This is a genomic window from Sulfitobacter sp. KMM 9851 (genome assembly GCF_057178245.1).
The window spans coordinates 515,937-535,358 of the sequence record NZ_CM169991.1 but is presented as its reverse complement, the minus strand read 5'-3'; the positions used below and the strand labels follow the sequence as shown (position 1 = coordinate 535,358).

General features: G+C 61.2%; 13 protein-coding genes. 1 reads left to right on the top strand and 12 read right to left on the bottom strand.

Features of this window, described 5'->3' with window-relative positions:
- Positions 1 to 39 precede the first annotated feature (39 nt).
- From AC1965_RS02540 to AC1965_RS02520, 5 genes are all read right to left on the bottom strand, one after another.
- Complete coding sequence (locus AC1965_RS02540) at positions 40 to 8,427, bottom strand: DUF7933 domain-containing protein (protein ID WP_483885740.1); 8,388 nt, start codon at positions 8,425 to 8,427, stop codon at positions 40 to 42.
- A 325-nt stretch (positions 8,428 to 8,752) separates the two neighbouring features.
- Entirely contained in the window at positions 8,753 to 9,967 is a 1,215-nt protein-coding gene (locus AC1965_RS02535) for a type II secretion system F family protein (protein ID WP_483885739.1), read from the bottom strand.
- Positions 9,964 to 11,385: a GspE/PulE family protein gene (locus AC1965_RS02530; RefSeq protein ID WP_483885738.1), complete on the bottom strand. Its 1,422-nt coding sequence runs from the start codon at positions 11,383 to 11,385 to the stop codon at positions 9,964 to 9,966. Before AC1965_RS02530 ends, AC1965_RS02535 begins: the two co-directional genes overlap by 4 nt.
- A 31-nt stretch (positions 11,386 to 11,416) precedes the next feature.
- Positions 11,417 to 13,387 carry a type II secretion system secretin GspD gene (gspD, locus tag AC1965_RS02525; protein ID WP_483885737.1) on the bottom strand — a complete coding sequence of 657 codons (1,971 nt, stop codon included), beginning with the start codon at positions 13,385 to 13,387 and terminating at the stop codon, positions 11,417 to 11,419.
- Positions 13,388 to 13,530: 143 nt separating this feature from the next.
- A complete protein-coding gene (locus AC1965_RS02520) occupies positions 13,531 to 13,989 on the bottom strand; it encodes a hypothetical protein (protein ID WP_483885736.1) in 459 nt (152 codons plus the stop codon).
- A 119-nt stretch (positions 13,990 to 14,108) separates the two neighbouring features.
- Between AC1965_RS02520 and AC1965_RS02515 the strand changes: the two genes are divergently transcribed.
- Positions 14,109 to 14,627 carry a hypothetical protein gene (locus AC1965_RS02515; protein WP_483885735.1) on the top strand — a complete coding sequence of 173 codons (519 nt, stop codon included), beginning with the start codon at positions 14,109 to 14,111 and terminating at the stop codon, positions 14,625 to 14,627.
- Here the strand turns inward: AC1965_RS02515 and gspM are convergent.
- Genes gspM through gspG form a run of 7 tightly spaced genes read right to left on the bottom strand, consistent with a single transcriptional unit; the run spans position 14,624 to position 19,338 of the window.
- The gene (gene gspM, locus AC1965_RS02510; RefSeq protein WP_483885734.1) at positions 14,624 to 15,115 is read right to left on the bottom strand and encodes a type II secretion system protein GspM; all 492 of its coding nucleotides are present in this window, start codon (positions 15,113 to 15,115) and stop codon (positions 14,624 to 14,626) included. The two genes, AC1965_RS02515 and gspM, sit on opposite strands and share 4 nt — an antisense overlap.
- Complete coding sequence (gspL, locus tag AC1965_RS02505) at positions 15,112 to 16,440, bottom strand: type II secretion system protein GspL (RefSeq protein ID WP_483885733.1); 1,329 nt, start codon at positions 16,438 to 16,440, stop codon at positions 15,112 to 15,114. Before gspL ends, gspM begins: the two co-directional genes overlap by 4 nt.
- Entirely contained in the window at positions 16,433 to 17,347 is a 915-nt protein-coding gene (gene gspK, locus AC1965_RS02500) for a type II secretion system minor pseudopilin GspK (RefSeq protein ID WP_483885732.1), read from the bottom strand. The genes gspL and gspK overlap by 8 nt, the downstream gene beginning before the upstream one ends.
- Positions 17,344 to 18,012, bottom strand: coding sequence for a type II secretion system protein GspJ (locus tag AC1965_RS02495; RefSeq protein WP_483885731.1), 669 nt, complete (start codon positions 18,010 to 18,012; stop codon positions 17,344 to 17,346). Before AC1965_RS02495 ends, gspK begins: the two co-directional genes overlap by 4 nt.
- Positions 18,009 to 18,362, bottom strand: coding sequence for a type IV pilus modification PilV family protein (locus AC1965_RS02490; protein ID WP_483885730.1), 354 nt, complete (start codon positions 18,360 to 18,362; stop codon positions 18,009 to 18,011). The genes AC1965_RS02495 and AC1965_RS02490 overlap by 4 nt, the downstream gene beginning before the upstream one ends.
- 17 nt (positions 18,363 to 18,379) lie before the next feature.
- A complete protein-coding gene (locus AC1965_RS02485) occupies positions 18,380 to 18,868 on the bottom strand; it encodes a prepilin-type N-terminal cleavage/methylation domain-containing protein (RefSeq protein ID WP_483885729.1) in 489 nt (162 codons plus the stop codon).
- A complete protein-coding gene (gspG, locus tag AC1965_RS02480; RefSeq protein ID WP_483885728.1) occupies positions 18,853 to 19,338 on the bottom strand; it encodes a type II secretion system major pseudopilin GspG in 486 nt (161 codons plus the stop codon). Before gspG ends, AC1965_RS02485 begins: the two co-directional genes overlap by 16 nt.
- Between the last annotated feature and the right edge of the window lie 84 nt (positions 19,339 to 19,422).

Sequence of the window (19,422 nt, the reverse complement as noted above, 5' to 3'; positions counted from 1 at the left end):
TGTCGACGGCGGCAGGGTCACGCCCCTGCCGCCCCTCGTTTATTGAAGCGGGATAGACAGCTTAAAGTTTGCGCCCCAGCTTTCGTAGTCGGATTTGCCGATACCGTCATAATTCGCGCCCATCTCAAGCTTTGTGCCATAGCGGTTCGTGATCCGTACGGCAGCCTCGATGCGAGCGCGCAGCCCGTCCGTTTCATCTGCCGTGTTGTTAGTGATCAGCGGCCCATTGCGATTGCCGAAGTTATAGATGCCATTCAGCGTGAACGAAGGTTCGATCACCGTATGGTTGGCCCCGTCGAACCGGGTCGAGAACGTCGGACCGAATTTGATCTGGCCTAGCGAAACCGTCTGTTCGGGGATCGCCACGTTCAGCGTATCAACATAACCATGTTGGCGTTCTTCGATATAGCTGATGCTGACAACGGGTGAGACGACCCAATCGTCCCAGTCAAAGTTGCCTGACAAAGAAGCGTCGATCAAGAAGCGGTCGGTGTCGAACGTATCGGTGTAGGTGTTGAACGGACTTACTTCGTTCACCGATTTGCCATAGGCCAGACGCCCGTCGAAAATCAGGTTCGGGGCCAGGCGCGCAGTGACATATGGCCCCACCATCCAGCCGCGACCACTGATCGACGAATTGGTAATGGGCGAACTGTCGTCGAGGCTGTCGAATTGCAGCATCGCACCTGCCAGCAAGTCTGGCGTGACCAGGTAATCCGCCCCCAGATAAGCGATACCAAAGTGACCGCTTGAACCCTGGCTGGCCTTAAACTCGTTGTAATGTGCCTCGAACCAGATGTCGAAACGGCGCGGCTCAAATGTAGCCGTGGACCCAGCGATGCCATCGTGCGCCAGTTGGAACATCAGCGCCGCGCGCTCAACTTGATAGAGCGAGGTTGATATCTGGTAGTTACCCGATCCCGCTGACAGCAGATTAATGTTCGCTGGCAGGAAGGATTTGATATCACCGTTCTGAAAGCTCAGCGTTTCGCTGCGACCAATGCCCTGCGACAACCGCGCCATGCGCCGCGCCCGGGTAGGACCATTGCTCAGGATCAGGTTGTTGCGGCGGTTGAGGAAGGAATTAATGACCTCACTAGTTTTCTGCGCCGTGCTGATGCTGCTGTAGGTACAGGTAACAGATTCGGCTTCTGCCAGAACCAGTGTCAGTGTCCCCGTGGCAGCATCCGCCAAACTATCGCTATCGTTACAACTGACCGTCGAATTGCCCACTCCGGCGGGCCGGGTCTGGGTGACCATATAGGTGCCATCGTCCACGTCGATCGGGCCAAAGGTGCCCGTGCCACCGCTGGTGGAGATGGCAAAGTTGAGGTTCGGTTCGGCAGAGCTGAACTGATAGGTGCCATCTTCGGACGCTGTTTGTACAAAGGTTACCTGTGCCGGTTGTCTTACAACCACTTCAAGCGTTGGAGCGCTGCCGCCGCTGACCGTCGATGTACCCAGCGACGAAGACAATGCGCCGGTTGCGGGTCCGTAGCTCCCGATGGCGGTTGCGGTGACGTCCACGCTGACTGTGCAGGTCGCGCCTGCTGCGGCGGTGCCACCAATCAGGGTTACGTTGTCACCTGAGGCGCTGACGCTACCCCCGCAGGTCGAGACCGGTGTGCCGTCGATCGTCAAGCCCGACGGCAGCGTGACGGCAAATCCGAGGCCGGTTACAGCGATACTGGCACCGCTATTGTCGATACGCAGTACCAATGTTGTGGTGCCGCGCTGCCCGATCGTCGCCGGTGAGTAACTGCTGGTAAAGCCGGGCGCGGCAGGGGCCGACACCGTCAGCGTTGCCGTTGCCGCTCCGCTGTTACCCAACGAAGATGTCAGATCGCCCGAGGTATTGGCATAGCTTCCCACGGTGACCGAGGTTACATCGACAGTGATCGAACAACTGGCCCCAGCGCCCACACTGCCACCGGCATAGTTCATTGTGGTCGACCCTGCGGCCGCAATGACCGCGCCGCCGCTACAGCTGTTGGTCGCGTTTGGCACGGCCGCCACTGTCATCCCCGACGGGAAAGTATCGCCAAAGGCCAGACCGGTGGCTGCAACACCGACGCTGCTGTTGTCGATGTCAAACTGCAAGGTGCTGATTTCACCCTGCGTGATGGCAGACGGGCCAAAAGATTTGGCAAAGCCCGGCGCATCCGCAGGCGTAGCTGTCAGCGAAGCAGTCGCCGGGCCGCTGTTGCCTAGTGACGACGTCAGATCGCCCGATACGTTGTTAGAGACGCCTACAGTCAAAAGTGTCACATCAACGCTGACGGTACAGGTTCCTGCTGCTGCGACGTCACCGCCTGCGAGGCTGATCGTGCCTGTGTTCGCAGCCGCTGTCACCGTTCCGCTGCCGCAGGTGGTGGTGGCGTTCGGCGACGTGGCGACCACCATGTCGCTGGGCATCGTATCAACAAAGGCGAGGCTCTCTGCAGTAACAAGTGCGGCGGCATTGTCGACGGTGAAAGTCAGTGTCGATACCGCGCCCTGTACGATAGTGTCAGGTGCGAATGCCTTGGCAAAGCTGGGCGGGGTCGCGCCAGTGACGGTCAGTCCCGCCGTGGCCGTTCCGCTGTCGCCCAGTGATGATGTCAGGCTGTCCGATGTGGCGGACACCGTGCCGATCGTGGCCGAGGTTACATCGACCGAAACACTGCACTCGGCCCCAACTGCCACAAGACCACTGGCAAAGCTGAACGCGCTATCGCCCGCTGCGGCAGTCACCGTGCCGTTACAGGTTGTTGCCGCGTTGGGACTGTCGGCAATCGTCACACCCGCAGGCAGCGTTTGCGCAAAGGACAACGCGTTCGCCTCGACCAGCGCTACCGTGTTGGAAATGGTGAAGGTCAGCGTGCTGACGTCGCCTTGCGCGATACTGTCCGGGACATAGGCCGCTGCAAAGCTCGGAGGTGTTGCCCCCGTCACTGTGAGCGTAGCCGATGCGCCAGCCGCGCTGTCGCCTTGCGACGACGCAAGCACCGAACTGGTCCCAGTGAAACCGCCTACACCGGCCGAGGTTACGTCGATTTCTACGGTACAGATTGCGCCTGCGGCAACGGTACCGCCGCTAAAGGCCACCCCTGTGGCCCCAGCAATTGCGGTCACACCGCCCGGTCCACAATCGGTGGCAGCATTTGGTGTGTCCGCGACGAGAACCCCTGCCGGGAACCGTTCGTTGAACCCAAGGCCCGTCACGTCAATCAACCCTGCGCTATTGTCGATGCTATAGGTAAGGATCGAAACCCCGCCCTGTTCGACGGTGTCGGGCACATAGGCACTGGTAAAGTCTGGGACTGCGGCGCTGGTCACCGTCAGTATCGCAGCAGCGGTGCCGCTATTGCCCAGCGAGGACGTCAGATCACCCGTCGTATTGGGCTGCGCCCCGACAGTCACACTCGTGACATCAACAGCATAGCTACAGATCGCCCCGGCCCCCACTTCGGCACCGGCCAGCTCAAAGCTGGACCCACCGGCGGCAAAGGTTGTCGTTCCAACCGTCGATGTACCGGTGCAACTGCCGACAAAATTCGGCGTGGCCGCGATGGTGACCCCGCTCGGGAGCGCATTGGTAAATGCCACGTTTTCCGCCGCGACCAAGGCCGCGCTGTTGTCGATGCTAAACGCGAGGGTCGATACGGCACCCTGTACGATGCTGTCAGGGGTAAAGCTGGTGGTGAACGCGGGCACATCAGCGCCCTGCACGGTCAGTGTCGCCATCGCCGTGCCGCTATTGCCCAGCGATGTAATCAGATCACCCGTGGTAAAGACCGTGGCACCTACATCGGTGGCAGTCACGTCAAACTGCGCAAAACACGATGCACCGGCCGCAAGAGTCGTGGCCGTCAGACGCGCCCCTCCCACAATCGGCGTCGCAGCACCACCGCTACAATCAGAAGAGAAATTCAGGGTCGGCGCCAGATTGACACCGCTTGGCAGGACAAAGTCGAATGCCAGAGTTTCAGCATCTACCAGCGAGCCTGAGTTGTCGACGGTGAACCGGACTGTTGTCACGCCCCCTTGGACAATCGTATCGGGCAACACGGTCATGGCAAAATCTGGCGCAGGCGCTGCCGTAACTGTCAGCGTAGACGACGCAGTGCCACTGTTACCCTGAGAAGAGGTCAGATCACCCGACGTATTGAACGCCGCACCGACGGTAACAGAGGTAACGTCAGCCACAATGGCGCACGACCCTCCTGCCGCAACGCTGCCGCCGGAATAACTAATGGTTCCGCTGCCTGCCACGGCAGTCAGGGTGCCGCCGGTACAGGTGGTAGAAGCGTTCGGGGTATCGGCCAAGACCACGCCTGCGGGCAGGTTATTGGTGAAATCCAAGGCGGTGACACTCACCAGTGCGGTCGAACTGTCAATGCTGAAGGTCAAGGTCGATGTTGCGCCCTGCGCGATGGCGGCTGGTGCAAAATCTGCGGTGAACGCAGGCGGAGGGGCGGCATTGATTGTCAAACCGGCCGATGCCGTGCCACTATTGCCCAACGATGATGTAAGATCACCCGCGGTGTTGGTCGACAGGCCCGGCGTTTCCGAAGTGACATCAAAAGACACGACGCAGCTTTCGCCCGCAGCAATGCTGGCGCCAGAAAGGCCAACGGTGTTGCCGCCCGCTGCGGCGGTTAGTGTTCCGCCGGTACATGTGTTGGTGGCCGCAGGTGTGGCGGCGATCGTCATCCCGGCAGGCAGGTTATCGGTCACGTCCAGCGCGGTGGCCTCAATTCCAGCAGCAGTGTTATCAATGGTCAGTGTGACGGTCGACGTTGCGCCCTGAACAATGGCTGCGGGTGCAAACGCTTTGGCAAACGACGGGGGCGATGCGGCGGTGACCGTCAGCGAAGTGCTTGTCGCCGTCGCGCCGCCTGCGGAACTGGACAGCGTCACTGCCGCAATACTGGCAGTCCCAATCGTCCGTGAGGTGACGTCGACCTGTACGGTGCAGGTGGCCCCGGCCGCAAGAGTACCTCCCACAAAGGCGATGCTACTGTCACCGGCAACCGCTGTCAGTGTGCCACTACACCCCGACGCTGCTGCAGGCGTAGCCGCAACTCTCAACCCAGCGGGCAACGCCCCGGTAAAGCTAAGACCCGTCAGCGCGTCCGCGCTGGCGGTGTTGTCCACCGAGTAGGTCAATGTGCTGGTGTCACCCTGGGCGATACTCGTCGGGCTGGTCGCCTGCGCAAATGTGGGCAAAGGGGACGTGATGGTCAGCGTCGCACTGCCCCCATCAGCGACCTTGATACCATTGTCGGACAGATCACTTGTGTTTGAGGTGAAGCTATTGGCCGCAACCAACGGCAAATTCACCGCGACGTCAAAGCTGCAGGACGTGCCAACATCAAGACTGCCGCCGGTCATCGCCAGCGTCGACGTTCCCGAAAGACGAGCCGCGCCGCCGCAGACGCCAGACGCACTCGCGATGGTCAGCGTCGCACCCGGGATATCGGTCCCGATGGGATCGGAGAATTGAAGATTGGCGAATGCCGTGCCGCCTGCAGGGTTGGTGATCGTATAGCGCGCGATGGTAGTGCCAGATGCCGACGCGCTGTCAGGCACGAAAGACTTCGCCAAGGTCGGCGCATCCGAGCGCAGGATGGTCAATTTTGCCACGGCACTGTCGCCAGAGACGGTAAGCCCAGAAACGTCGCCGGTCAGTTTCGAGGTCGTATTTGTATGCTCGCCCAATGCCGCCCCGGCGGGGAGTTGAATACTCGCTGAGATGTTACAGCTGCTCGCTGCAGCCAGACTGGCGCCAGTTAGGTTAAGGGCGCCAGTTCCAACGCCGCCTACTGTGCCACCGCAGGTATTGGTTCCAACCGACAGCACTGTCGCGCCACGGATAAAATCATCATCCATATTATCGACAAATGCCATCGACGAAACCGCTGAACTGGTGTTGGTGTTTTCCAGAGTGAACGTCAGATCGACAGCGCTTCCGTCAATGGCAGAGTTTGCCGCAAATGCTTTGGAGAACAGCAATTGCGAGTTGTCGATTGTCAGACTTGCCAGAACCGGCGGGGTCGTGGCCGCGTTGCCGCCGACCTGCGAAGTTATCGTGTTCGTTGTCACGGTTTTGCGGTCTTGAGTCGCCGAAACGGGTGAGGTTACGGCCACTTCAAGCGTGCAACTGCTTCCTGCCGCGACGGTCCCACTGGAATAGAACCCTAATGTGGATGACGGCCTTGAGAAGCTGCCGCCGCAGGTGTCGGTTACGGGTGTGGGCGACAGCACTGTTCCGGTGCCGATGGGGTTTGTCTCAAAAAAGAATGACAGATCAGTGGCGTTCTGACTGCCTGGATTGGTAAAGACATAACGCAGGTTGGTAGTTTGCCCCGCCAAAATCCTGTCAGGCACAAAGGTGCCGCTGACCGAGAGGGAGGCAACCTGCAAATCCGCAATGGCAGGGCCGAACGACGTTGGCGCGCCGCCGTCGGGTGTCGCCGACAGTGCGCTGGTGGTGTTTGTGTAACTGCCGTCAGCGGCGTTGGCCGGAATATCCACACCAACTTGAATCGTACAATTTGCACCCGCGGCCAGCGCCCCGCCCGAGAACGTCAATTCCTTGTTGGCGTTCGTCCCTGCAAGCGAACCACCACAGCCATTTACCGCAGCGCCCAAATCTACGGTCGCCCCAACCAGCATCCCGTCCAGATTATCGACAAAACCGATGTCAGTCGCAGCAACTGGCGATTCCGCGCCGTTGCGGATGGTGAAAGTCAGCGTGGTGCTACCCCCCGCGACGGCCGAGGACGAAAAGGCTTTGCTGATCGAAAGCTTTAGGTTACCGCCGACCACCATGGATCCGCTGACCCGGCCGCCAGTGACGCTGCCGCCGCCAATGCTGGCCGACAGCGGGGCGGATGTGTTGGAATAGGTACCGCCAGCCGCACTTGGGCTGACCGCCAAATCCCAGATCAGCGTGCAGGACGCCCCCGCGCTCAGTGTTCCGCCGGACATACTTAGGCTGGCAGGCTGTCCGCCACCAGCGCCAGTGGCGGCTGAAAACACAAAGCTGCTGCCCGCCCCGCAGTCGCCGTCAGTGGGCGCGCCATTTAGAGTTGTCACCGGAAACTCACTGAAAACAGTGCTATAAGCGACGTCGGTGGCGGTCTCAGTGCTGCTTTGATTGGTAATTTCGAGCGTCATCGTGGTGCTTCCACCCGCGACGCTGTCGCTAAAGGATACCGTCCCGGTCGGGGCTGGGGCCGTCCGCACCAGCAACGTGTCCGACGCGCTATTGCCGGTCACAGTAGCGCCGTCGACGTTGGCCGAAACGACGCTGGTCGGCGCAACAAAGCTGCCGCCAGCAGCCCCTGTCGGCACGGCGAGCGCGGCTTGGATGGTGCAACTGTCACCTACAGACAGCGAACCGCCAGACAGGGTCAGGACACCGGTGCCCACACCGGAAACCGAACCGCCGCAGCCATTGCTGGTCAGGGCGTCAAAGGTCAGCCCCGAGAGCGCCGCATCAAGATCGTCCGAGAAGGTCAGCGCGGTGGCACCAGAACTGCGCGCCGTGTTACGAATGTTATAGACGACGGAAACGCTTGCTCCGGGATCGACCGGATCATTGGTGAAGGATTTGGTCAGCAGCGGGCTGCCAGCGGGCGCACCGGTGACGTTCAGGGTTGCCACGGAATTGCCGGTTGTGGAGCTGTCATAGCTCACACCACCTGATTGATTGGTGAAGCGGCCCAATGCCGGCGTCACAATCGGCAGGATTATTTCGCAGCTTGCGCCGGCCGCTAAAGCGGGGAACGATGGATTGAATCCATTTGCAAACAGTGAAAATGACTGTGCCGCCGTGTCGACGGTGAAAGTCGCGCCGAAATTGGGATTGCCGCAGGTATTGGTGGCCGCCACGGATGGGTCAATCTCGATCCCCGCGGGTAAGGAATCGGAAAACGAAATCGTGGCAAGACCATTGGTATTGGCCGTGTTGTCGATTGAAAACGTCAGCGTCGACTTGGCCCCAAGGGTCACCGAGGACGGTGAAAATGCCTGGCTCAAAACCGGTGCGCCGCTGGGGGCATTGACCGTCAGTTGATTTGTGCTCGCGCTGCCACTGTTGCCCAGGGATGACGTCAGATCGCCGGTGGCATTCTGATAGCTACCTGCGGTGCCACTTGTCACGGTAACCGATACCGTGCAGCTCGCCTCCGACCCGATAGTACCACCGCTAAGTTCTATAGTACCCGATCCTGCGGGCGCGGAGAGCGCGGCAGGCCCACAATTCGTGCTGGCCTCACCTGCTGCCAGTTCCAACGCTGCGGGCAAGGTATGTGTAAACGCCAGTCCGGTAGCGGCATTGGCCGTCGAATTTGTGATGGTGTAGGTGAGGACGCTCACTTCGCCCTCGGCCATAGCGTCGGGGGCGTATGCGGCAGAGAAAGAAGGTCCTGGGCTCAATGCGCTGGCGGAACCGGTAATCGCAAAAGCCGCGAGAAACACCAAAAATCCGCTCAGGACGCGCGACTTTATTGCACATAGAGTTTGCATGGTATCTCCCCTGCCTGTTGTATCTTTTGAAACGCCGAAGCGGCTTTTTGCCTAATGGGCTATATCGGCGTATTTTCGCCAGTAACGCATGAGGGGGGTTAGAAAACAACCCAGCGCACAACTGCTTTGGCGTTTGATCCGGGCTGTTGCACTCTTGCGCCGACGCGCTGCATCTACGGGGCCCAACGGCTCAGTTGCCACCACCGGCGGGAACCCGTTATTCGTTCAAAAATGGTTAACCCGCCACAACTGCCTGCAGGTCAAAAATCGGCAGTAATACCGCCAGTACAATGACCAACACCAAGGCGCCCACCAGCATCATCAACGCCGGCTCCAGTAAGGCTGCGATACGTTTGCGCTCGGTCGACAACCCGTTTTCAACCAGTACCGCTGCGCGTTCGGTCATGCCGGCCAATCGCACCGATGCCTCTCCGGCCTGCACCAATTGTCGTGCGACTGGGGGGATGATCGACAGATGGGTCAAGGCCTGCGACATGGTCTCTCCCCGTCGGATCGCTTCTGATACCTCGTCACCCTCGGTGCGAAATCTCGCGACGGTCAGGACTTCTGCGGCATTCTGGATTGCCACCGGTACCGTATTACGGCTTCCAAGCACCAAGGCCAGTGTCCGCAGGTATTGCACCGCCGCCGACAGGCGCATGAATCGCCCCACCAGCGGCAGGTGCAGAAACACCCGGTCGCGACGCGCCCGCCAGGCCGGAATGCGCGCAGCGGCAATGGCAAAAGCCACCAGCAGAAAAGCACCCAGGCACAACAGAAGGAAATTCGCCTTGATCCAATCGCTTATCGCCATCACCACCAGAGTGATCTGCGGCAAAGGACGCCCCGACAGTTCAAACATCGCGACGATTTCGGGGGCCACATTCACCATCAGTATTCCGCAGACGAGCAACGCCACGACCGCGACGAAACCGGGATAGATCAGCGCCGTAGCAATCTGCGCCTTGTCCTGCCCCTGCCCTTCCATATGGTCCGCCAGTTCGGCAAAGACCCCTGCCAGATTGCCCGCCGTTTCCCCCGCCCGGACCGAAGCGAGATAATAGGGCGCAAACCCTGCATTGCTGCGCCCCAGTGCGTCCGACAAGCTGGCCCCATCCAGCAAACGTGCCCGCGCCCGCGCGGCAACCGCATCCAATGCGGAATGGCCACCCTGTCGCACCGCCTCCAAGGCCGCATCGACCGCTAGATCGGCACTGAGCAACACCGCCATCTGGCGCGTGAACACCGCTTGCAGGTCGGGGTTCAGACTTATCCGCCGCGCACCTGTGAAAAAGCCAGTGCCGGCGTCATTCTCACGCGCCGTCAAGTCCGAGACATAGAGACCCTTTTCACTCAGCTGTGCTGCGGCGTGGGCTTCGGTCTCGGCCACGACTGTGCCACTGCGGCGTTTGCCGCCTTCGGTAAACGCGACGTAGGCATAAGCCCTCACGCGACATCCCCCACGACCCGCAGGGTCTCTGCCAGACTGGTGCGTCCGGCGGCAACTTCGGCCAGCCCCTGTCCGATCAGTGTTTCGCGCCCTTCCAGCGCGAGGTCACGCATTTCCGCCTCGCTCGCGCCCCGGTCAATCGCCGCACGCAGCGCAGCGCCAACCTCAATCATCTCGAATATGCCGAGACGCCCGGCATAACCCGACCCACCGCAGACATCGCAGCCCTTGGCGTGAAAAATTGTGTCTGGTGCCTCAAGGCCGTGGCGAGTGAAATGCGCAGCTTCTGTGGCATCCGGGGCAGCGGCAGCGCGGCACTGACCACACAGCCTGCGCAGCAGCCTTTGCGCGATAACGCCGCGTAGGGTGGCAGCGATCAGGAAATCGTCGAGCCCGAGGTCACGCAGTCGCACGACCGCGCCCACCGACCCATTGGCGTGCAGTGACGAAAAAACCAGATGCCCGGTCAGCGCCGCCTGTGCCGCCACGCTTGATGTCTCACCGTCCCGAATTTCACCCACAAGGATCACGTCAGGATCTTGGCGCAAGGTGGCGCGCAGGCCGTTTGCAAAGGTCATACCGATTTCGGCGTTGATCTGGCTTTGCGAAATGCCGGGAAGATCGTATTCGATGGGGTCTTCGACCGTCACAATGTTGCGTTCGTCGCGGTTGGCAAGTTTCAGCAGGGAATAAAGCGTTGTCGTCTTGCCCGCGCCTGTGGGCCCGGTGGCAAGGATGATACCATTGGGCAGAGCCGCCAGCCGCTCCAGCAGCACGATCTGATTGCGCGACAGACCCAGCTGCGGCAATTCCATCAGCCCCGCCGACCGGTCCAGTATCCGCAGCACGATGCGTTCACCGTAGTTGCCCGGCAAGGATGACACCCGCGTGTCGATCATCCGCCCGCCCAGCGACAGCGGAATACGCCCGTCCTGCGGCAGTCGGGTTTCCGCGATATCCAGTCCAGCCATCACCTTTAATCGGGACACAACGCGCCGCACCGGAACGTCCGCGCGGTCCATGATCTGTTGTAGAAAGCCGTCCACCCGCATCCGCGCCCGCAAACCGCCCTCATAGGGTTCGATATGAAGATCCGATGCCCCGGCCGTCACGGCACGCATCAGCAATTGATTGACCAGTTGGATAACGGGCGCCTCGCCCGCGTCCTCTAGCAGATCACGCTGGCGCGCCGGACCGCCACTGTTGCCCGTATCCTCCAGATCAAAGAGCAATGGCGAGTTACCCTCTGCGGTCTCGTCCTTGGCCTGATAAATCCGCGCCAGTGTCGCCTCGAACATGTCGGCGCTCTCGCTTATCAAATGCAGCCCTTGCACATGTGCCGCACGCCGCTGCGCCTCGCGCAGGCCAAAGTCGGTGACACCGGGACCGACGATCATCCGCGACCCGTCCAGGATCACCTGCTGATCCCGGGCAAAAGCAAACGGCAGCCTAGTTCGAGCTGCGGAACCGGAGCCTGCTGGGGAGGGGCGGGTAGTTTCGGCTTTGGGCAAAGTCATCAACAAATCCGGCATCAAAGGGTTGGTTGAGATCAGCGCCATCAAACGGCAATGTTCCCTGCGGTGTTGGCGGATACTGTCCATCATTGGGGGGCTGCAAGGCAAGGCTTGCCTTTTTGGCCTCCTGCGTCACATGCGTGGTCAACTGCTTTGCTTCGGCATCGGAATTTACCACACGCGGGCGCAGCAAAACCAAAAGAACCCGCTGGTTCTGGCTTGAATTTTTACCTCTGAACAGGCCACCGACAAAAGGCAGTTTGCTCAACCCCGGCACCTCTTGCGACACCGAGCCCGAGCCGTCTTCCAGCAAACCGCCCAGCATGATCACATTGCCGTCGCGCACCAGCACGGTAGTCGACAGCGCGCGGCGGGCTGTAATCTCGCCCCCTGCCGCCGAGGACGTGTTGGTCAGGCTCGACACTTCCTGCTTGATCACCATGCGCACAGTACGGTCGGCATTGATCTGCGGCGTGACATTCAGTGTCAGGCCCACATCCTGACGCTCGATGGTCTGAAACGGATTATCGGGCTGGTTGCTTTCGCCCACTTGCGAAAACGACCCTGTGACAAAAGGCACGTTCTTCGCCACTACGATTTCGGCTTCCTGATTGTTCAGCGTCATAATCGACGGTGTGGACAACAGCCGTGTCGAGGTGGTGGATGCAATGGCAGACAACAGCCCGGCGATTCCGTTTTCCGAGTTGCCCGCACGAATGCCGACACTGCCACCAGCCCCCGGAGACGTTGGCTGGTTTGGATTGTTCAAGATTGACGAAACCAGCGAGGTCAGGCTGGGCCGCCCTTGCAGGGCAAATTCCACCCCGCCCACAACGGCGTTGTTCAGCACCGCACCAAACTGTGCTGACAGATCGGCAAAACCTTCGATCGACATCTCGAAAATCACCGCTTCGACCAGCACCTGCGTCGGGCGGCGGTCAAGGAAATGAATCATCTGGGTGATGTCTTGGATACGGTCTTCGGGCGCGCTGATCAGCAGGCTGTTGGTTTGCGGTTCTGGAATGATGCGAATAGCGGCAGCGGTTTCAGTCGGGCTTTCATTGGTAATGGCGCGCAGGATAACGTCGGCAACAGCCACCGCATCAGCATAGTTAAGCTCCACCGCCAGCGACGTTACATTATCGCGCTGGGTGTCCAACCGCGATGCCAGCGTGCGCATCTGCATACGCAAATCGTCCGACCCGGAAACGACCAGCGCATTGGAACGCCGATCCACCGACACCGCGGCGTCTGGCGGCAGAATACCCATAGATTCAATTACCTGCAGAACTTCGGCGGCATTAGCATTGCGCAGGCGGATCATTTCGATCGGCTGTTCGCGCGAGGTATCCAACCGCCGCACCAACGCCTCAATCCGCGCGTGGTTCTGGCCGCGATCAGACAGGATCATCAGGTTGGACCCCGGCAGCGGCGTCAGCACTGCTTCGGCCGGGATCAACGGACGGATCACCTCGATAACTTCGCTCAGCGGAATATTCTTTACCTCGATCACCCGCGTCTCAAAACCCTTGGCCAGTGTGCCCGCCGGACCAGAAGACAGCTCGCGGGCCACGTTCATCGGCACGATCCGCGAGACATTGCCCCCCTCGATCAGCGTCAGGCGGTTCAGCTCCAACACGTTGAGGAATACTTCATAAAGCTCGGCAGCACTCAGCGCGTCGGGGGCCAGCACGGTGACAGTGCCCCGCACTGCAGGATCGAGAACAAAGCTTTTGCCCGTCGCCTCGGATACAATTTCGGCGAAACTACGCAGGTCAGCGTCGCGCAGATCCAGACGCACCTGCGCACTTACTTGTGTCGGCACAAGGACCGACAGCAACGCACCTTGCGTCAACGCCAGAACAAGGGCCAGCATCGCCGCCCGAAGGGAAAATTTCTGTTTCAAGACTGCTCTCTGCCTGCCGTCCCTATCCGGTTCTGATGACCGATTTTGGGGTATGTGCCATGTGATTGTATGAATCCTAGCGCAGTTCGCGCCGCTTGGCACCTGTTGCTTCTGCAAATTATGTGCCTGTGACTCTCTTGCCGCTATTCCTCGACAAACCCGAGCAGCACCAGATCGCCACCGCCCGTATCAAGCCATATCCCGGTGTCGTCGATCTTTTCGATGACGATCCCGTCGGTAAGGCTGTCCCCGACCCGCATGATACGCTCGCCGGTAGGATGAGATACCAGTGCCCAGACCGTATCGTTGGCGCGCACCAGCCCCTTGAGCCTGTACCCAAGGCTCTCGATCGGTGGGGCGGGTGGTTGCGGCTCCGGCGTATTCTGTACGGGCGGCTGCGGTTCGGGTGGTGGGGCCGGGGGCTGCGGTTCGCCAAACAATGCGGGCCAGTGTGGCGGTTTACGACCGGGGATTGGTGGCTGCGGCTCCGCCCCTATCAAGACGACCGGCTCCGCCAGATCAGCAGACGCCAACGGCATGGTGATCGTGGCGTGCAGCCGCTGTGCCGCCAGCCCGAGGGCTGCCAATGCAAGCAGTGTCATTATCGCAGCAATCAGCCGCATTATATTGCTCCCACACCCATCATCGCTTGCTTTTGTGGACGAAATGCCCGCCGCGTGATAGGGTCTATCAAAACAAAACAATAAAAATGAGCAGGACAATGCAGGCAATCCAAATAACCCGGGCCGGGGTCATCGGCCTGTCTTTTCTCGCGTTGGCAAGTTGCACCGAGGGCAGCAGCAAAGGCAAAACTTCTTTTCAGTCGCAATATGCCACGGCGCGCAATGCCTTGGAAAAAGGTGACTTCGACAGCGCAAACCGCATGTATTTGCGGCTGGCACCGGATGCGGGCGCGCTGCAACCGCGTGTACGATTGGAGCTGTCGCACAGTTATTTACGATCGGGCAACTTCAAAGCCGCCGCCGCCGAGGCCGGCAAACTGGCCCAAAGCCAATCTGGCGCGGGTCGGGCCGCAGCGCTTTCGGTTCAGGCGACCGCTGATCATGAACTGGGTATCGCAGCGCTCGCCGATGGCGACGCAAAGACAGGCAAGACCCATCTGATGCAGGCCGAACAGGCCCTGACCGAGTTGCTGGCCAGCAACCCCGAATTTGATCCGCTGGGATCACTGGCGGGTCGCCGGGCGACCATCGCGGCACGCCTCAAGGGGATGCCTTAACTTCGCGGTGTGAGGGTCAGGGTCGCGCTGACCTTGCCCGAAACCTCGGTCGCTTCGAACCGAAAACGGGTGATGTCATAGCCCCAGAAAGGCTGCGCGGCTGACACCCAATTGGCCAGCGCAGTAAATCCGACCTCATCAAATCGTAACTCGATCACACCGTTGTCGCCCACCCCCAGATCAGACACATCTCCCCGCAAGCCGACGTCAATCAGCCCGCGCTCCAGCCCGCTCGACCCGACGGGCGCCTGGCTCTCGGGCACACTGGCGGGCGCCAGCATCGCCGCTTCGCCGGCGCGCTGCGCCACCCACAGCTGCAACGCCAGCGCATCAATGTGATCGTGCCGCGCGGCCTGTAAGGCCGTCTGCAACGGCAGCATGATCCCGAACGCCACGGCCAAGGGCACGCCAACCAGCACCGTCAGCCCCAGCATCCGCCGTTCCCGCGCCGTGCGCTTCACCAAGGTGTCGACCAAGCGATCCATCATTTTGCAACCCTCGCATCGCCAGTGATGCGTAATTCGCTGCGCACTTCTGCGGCAGCATCGGTTACGCGTGTCTCGACTACATCCACCTGTAACCCTGCGTCGCGCAGCGCCTCGGCCAATGCGTCAGCCGCCGCAAAATCGGTGACACGCATTACAAGGGTCAGCGCATCAGGCGAGCCGGATACCGCGCTGTCTGTCTGCGCATTCGTCCGCGCAATCACGGCCGCAGCACGGGCAAAGAGATCAAGCGCACTCATGTCCGGCGCTCCACCTCCTGCGGCGGCCTTGTGGTGCTGCGCCAGCGCCTGCGCAACTTGCACGCGCAGATCCAGCAACGGCCCGCTAGGAACAAAATGCGTCCGCGCAAGGATTTCAGTTTGCTGACGCAGGGCGTCGATTTCGGTCTCAATCCGCGCGGTTTCGATCGTCATCGCCGCAGCCCAGACCGCCGCTGCCCCCAGTCCCACCAGCAGCGGCCAGCGCCAGGGCGCCAGTGCCGCGCGCAAACGGGCGCGCGCCAGTTGCGGGTTACGGCGCAGATCAAAGGCCAATTCACCATGGCCCAGCACCTTTGGCATCGGCAGGCCAAGCGGCTTGAGCGCCTGTGCATCCCGAACAATAGCGATGTCATTTGCCACGGCCAACGCCTCGACCTCGGGCATGTCATCGCTCAGGCAGAGTATCGCGCTAGGCTTCGCCTCCGACTGTTGAATTTGTTTGGACAGGAGTGCCAATGCCACTGGCGGTATTGCAGAAAACCCATCATCGGGGCCAAGACGTACCAGAATTTGCCCATCGACCTGCCCTACCGTCCAGAGCGCCGGACAGGTTGGCAGTGCTAGATAATCGGGCAACAGGGCACGGCAAAGCGGACCGGCATTGCGCCGCCATTCTCCCAGCCGACCGGCATCGGCCAACAGTACGCGATGCCAACTATCTGCCTGCGCCGATGGCGCAAATGGCCGCATTTCAATCACATCGCCTGTCAGGCTGGTCCGGTCGCGCAATTGTCGTCTGGCCACCTGTTCGCGCGCCTGACCGCGCAGCCCCTTGGGCAGGTCGAGCGCCAAAATTGGTATTTCTGCCCCCGGGACCAGCGCCACCTGCCGCGCGTCCGGCGGCGGGCCACCGTCGACCAGCCGAATAAAGTCCGCGCCAAAGCCATGATCTATCAGATCGTTCACACCGGTATCCTGTGCAATGCCACGGGGCTTGCCCGCGTTTGCAAGATGCAGCCTGCGACGCCATTGATCAATGGCAAGCAGGCCACTGCCTGTTCGACCAAATGCCTCCTGCTGGCCCTTCAACCCTGACCTATCAGTCATATGTGCTGACCCGCCAGCGCACCAATGCGCCCCGCGGCGCGGATTGACGCATCAAAAGCGCGGTTCTTGTGGCCGTCTGCCCCTCCAACTCGGCCTGCGCCTGAACGCGGAACCAATCGCTGCCCACTGCAAAGCGTGCAACATCCACGGTCTCGTCCAGCGCGGCCCCCATCGCGGCCTCTACCACCAGCACGAAATCATCCGCCGAGGTGAAAGGCGCCTGCCTGCGACGGCGCAGAACGCCGTCCAACATGGCAGGGCGCAGCGCGGGCAGAAACCCGGCAAGTACCTCAACCGACACCGTGTTGACATTGATTGCGCTATCGCCCGGCAGCACGGTTGTGAACTGGCGCAACCGCTGCATGTCGCGCGCAGGAATGCCAGGCACATCAGCCAGTTGATCAAACATCAGCAGCGCGCCGCCCACTGGATCAAGCGGCGGCGTCTGGCGGCGAAACAGCGCCCGTTGCTCTGGCCCGCCGGGACGCAGAAACGCACGGATGGCATCGCCGGTACTGGGGGCAATGCCGATACGGCTGGCCAGGGCATCAAAAGCTTCCGAGGCTTGGGTGTTGCCCTGATCGGCCAGCCAGTTGAGGTTGAACAACGCCTGTTCATCCCGCAGCCGCCCAGTCACCCTGCCACGGTCCAACGTGACATCCTGAACAGGGCGCGCCCAATCCTCCCCCGCATGATCCACCGCCCCAGTGCGGGCATCGCGGTTTAATTGAGTGATCGCAAGCGCCTCGAAGGCATCCAGATAGGCCCCCAGTTGCGCCGCACCTTGACGCGCTTCCAGACGCACCCGACCGGAATCCGCCCGTGCCAGCAAAAACACCGCCGCCGCCGCCAAGGCCGCAACAATCAGCAGCGCGTTCACCAGAACAAATCCCCGGTCCCGGCTCATTGCAAACTCTCGATCAGGGTGATGTCACCCTGTGCGCCGCGCAGCAGCGTCACCTCGATCGCGTCAGGTAATATGTCGGAATAAACCTCGGCCGCCCCCCCCGCGATGTCGCCATCCAAAGGCCGCGCAAACCCGCCCGATATGGCAAGCGGTGACGACAGGCCATCGACCCAACCCTGCCCGGCCCAATAGCTGCGCAAGCGCAACCCGTCGATCCCGTCCAGCACGATCGTCTCCTGCTGCATTGCGCTGCTGTCAGCGGGGGTCAATGTGGACCAAACCCGCCGGTGCAGCACGCCGGATGTCGTATCAAGTCGCCAGTCGACGCGGTGCATCGCGATACGCCCGGACAATTCGGGCTGCCCGCCCAGAGACATCGAAAACACCTCGCCACCGCCACTGACATGCAAGGCCGATCGCGGCAGGGCCCGGTCAGGCGGATAGAACAACAGCGGCAGCACCGCCGTCAGATCGTTGCGCATCATGCTGATCCCGCGGCTAAGCGCTGCCGTCTGCGCGTCCATCTCCGTCAGCCGGTCGCGCATCCGCAACATCGCCGTCAGGCTTTGCAGGCCCATGATCGCCACGAGCGCAAAAATCGCCATCGCCACCACCAGTTCGATCAGCGTCAGCCCCCTGTCGCCACGCCCAGTCTGTCGGGTCATGGCGACACCGGCAGATAGACGACCTGCACCGCACCCCCGCCACCCGGCGCGCGGGCAGTGATTGTCGCCTCGACCAATCCAGAAGCAGTGCGCGCGGTGGTGGTGGTCAGGGTGAAATTCCGCCCGGCCTGCACCACGACGCCGGGCAAAGCGCCGCCGCCGCTGCCTCCCAACACACGCAACTCCTCGGCCCGGTTGCGTGCGGCAAGCTGCGCCAGCACGCGGTCCTGCCCCCCTCCGATGGCCAGGCGCGACTGATCGGCGGCACGCAGCGCCGCAACGCTACCAATAGCCAAAACCAAAATGGCCACGGTCAGTTCGACAAGCGTCAAACCCCGATCGCGCCGCACGCGCGTGCCCTGCCGCCTCAATCCCCCGAACATGTCAAACCCGTCCAGCCATCGCTCTGGCAACGGCGAGGGGCTGCGTTACCGGGATCAAAAACTATGCTAAAGGTCGACGTCTGCCCGGTTGCCAGCAGGATGATGTCGGGCGCGTCGAACGGGGGCGGCGGGCCGGACATGGCCAAGGTCACACGCCCCTGCCACCGCCGCAAGCTATCCGGCGCGTGCCAGCCATCCGCGCCGTGCCGCAGCCGCGCTATGCCCTGCGCGGCGACATTCAGCCCCTGCGGGCTGCGGCCTTCGATGGCCAGGGTGCGGGCTGTGTCATAACTGCTGCGAAACAAAGCCAGATCCGTTTCTGCCCGATCCGTGCCGCTGCGCAGTGCGAGAACGCTTGTCCCCACGGCCAGCACCGCCAGGACGGCAACCACAACCAGCAATTCAACCAAGGTCACACCGTCGTCAGAGCCTGACGCAGCTTTGGTCGCAGCCTTGGTTAATTCTGGGTCCATGACCCGATATCCGCATCTACGCCACTACCGCCCGCGACCCCGTCGGCAGCATAGGTAAAGATATCAAAGTCACCATGCACGCCCGGCGACAGATAAAGATATGGGTTGCCCCAAGGGTCGATCGGCAGGCGTTCCATATAACCATTCGTGGCCCAGTTTTGGGGCTGCGGATCACTTGACGGGCGATTAACCAATGCGGCCAACCCTTGTTCAGTGGTGGGATACTGAAAGTTGTCCAAGCGGTAAAACTGCACGGCGCTTGAGATTGCGGCGATGTCGGATTGGGCGCGTACGACACGCGCCTGATCAGGACGGTCGATCACGCGCGGCACGATCACCAGCGCCAGAATGGATAGGATCACCACCACGACCATCAGCTCTAACAAGGAAAATCCGGCGTCGCGGCAAGGCGCGCCGTCGCGTTGGTGGCGATCAGGCCGGGGGGGGTGGCAGAAGAGGGTAGTGTGCATTGCAACGTCCTTGTCAATTGCGCATATCATATGAACGCGACGCTTCTTGTCCATGCGCAGTTTTCCTGCGTCATGATTATACGC

Bases quoted from the DNA above. Each gene is read 5' to 3' on its own strand.
- AC1965_RS02520 (WP_483885736.1), bottom strand. From the start codon at position 13,989: ATGACACTGCTTGCATTGGCAGCCCTCGGGCTGGCGGCACAGCGGCTG.
- AC1965_RS02485 (WP_483885729.1), bottom strand. From the start codon at position 18,868: ATGGACCCAGAATTAACCAAGGCTGCGACCAAAGCTGCGTCAGGCTCT.
- AC1965_RS02495 (WP_483885731.1), bottom strand. From the start codon at position 18,012: ATGACCCGACAGACTGGGCGTGGCGACAGGGGGCTGACGCTGATCGAA.
- gspM (WP_483885734.1), bottom strand. From the start codon at position 15,115: ATGATGGATCGCTTGGTCGACACCTTGGTGAAGCGCACGGCGCGGGAA.
- gspK (WP_483885732.1), bottom strand. From the start codon at position 17,347: ATGAGCCGGGACCGGGGATTTGTTCTGGTGAACGCGCTGCTGATTGTT.
- gspG (WP_483885728.1), bottom strand. From the start codon at position 19,338: ATGCACACTACCCTCTTCTGCCACCCCCCCCGGCCTGATCGCCACCAA.
- AC1965_RS02515 (WP_483885735.1), top strand. From the start codon at position 14,109: ATGCAGGCAATCCAAATAACCCGGGCCGGGGTCATCGGCCTGTCTTTT.
- gspL (WP_483885733.1), bottom strand. From the start codon at position 16,440: ATGACTGATAGGTCAGGGTTGAAGGGCCAGCAGGAGGCATTTGGTCGA.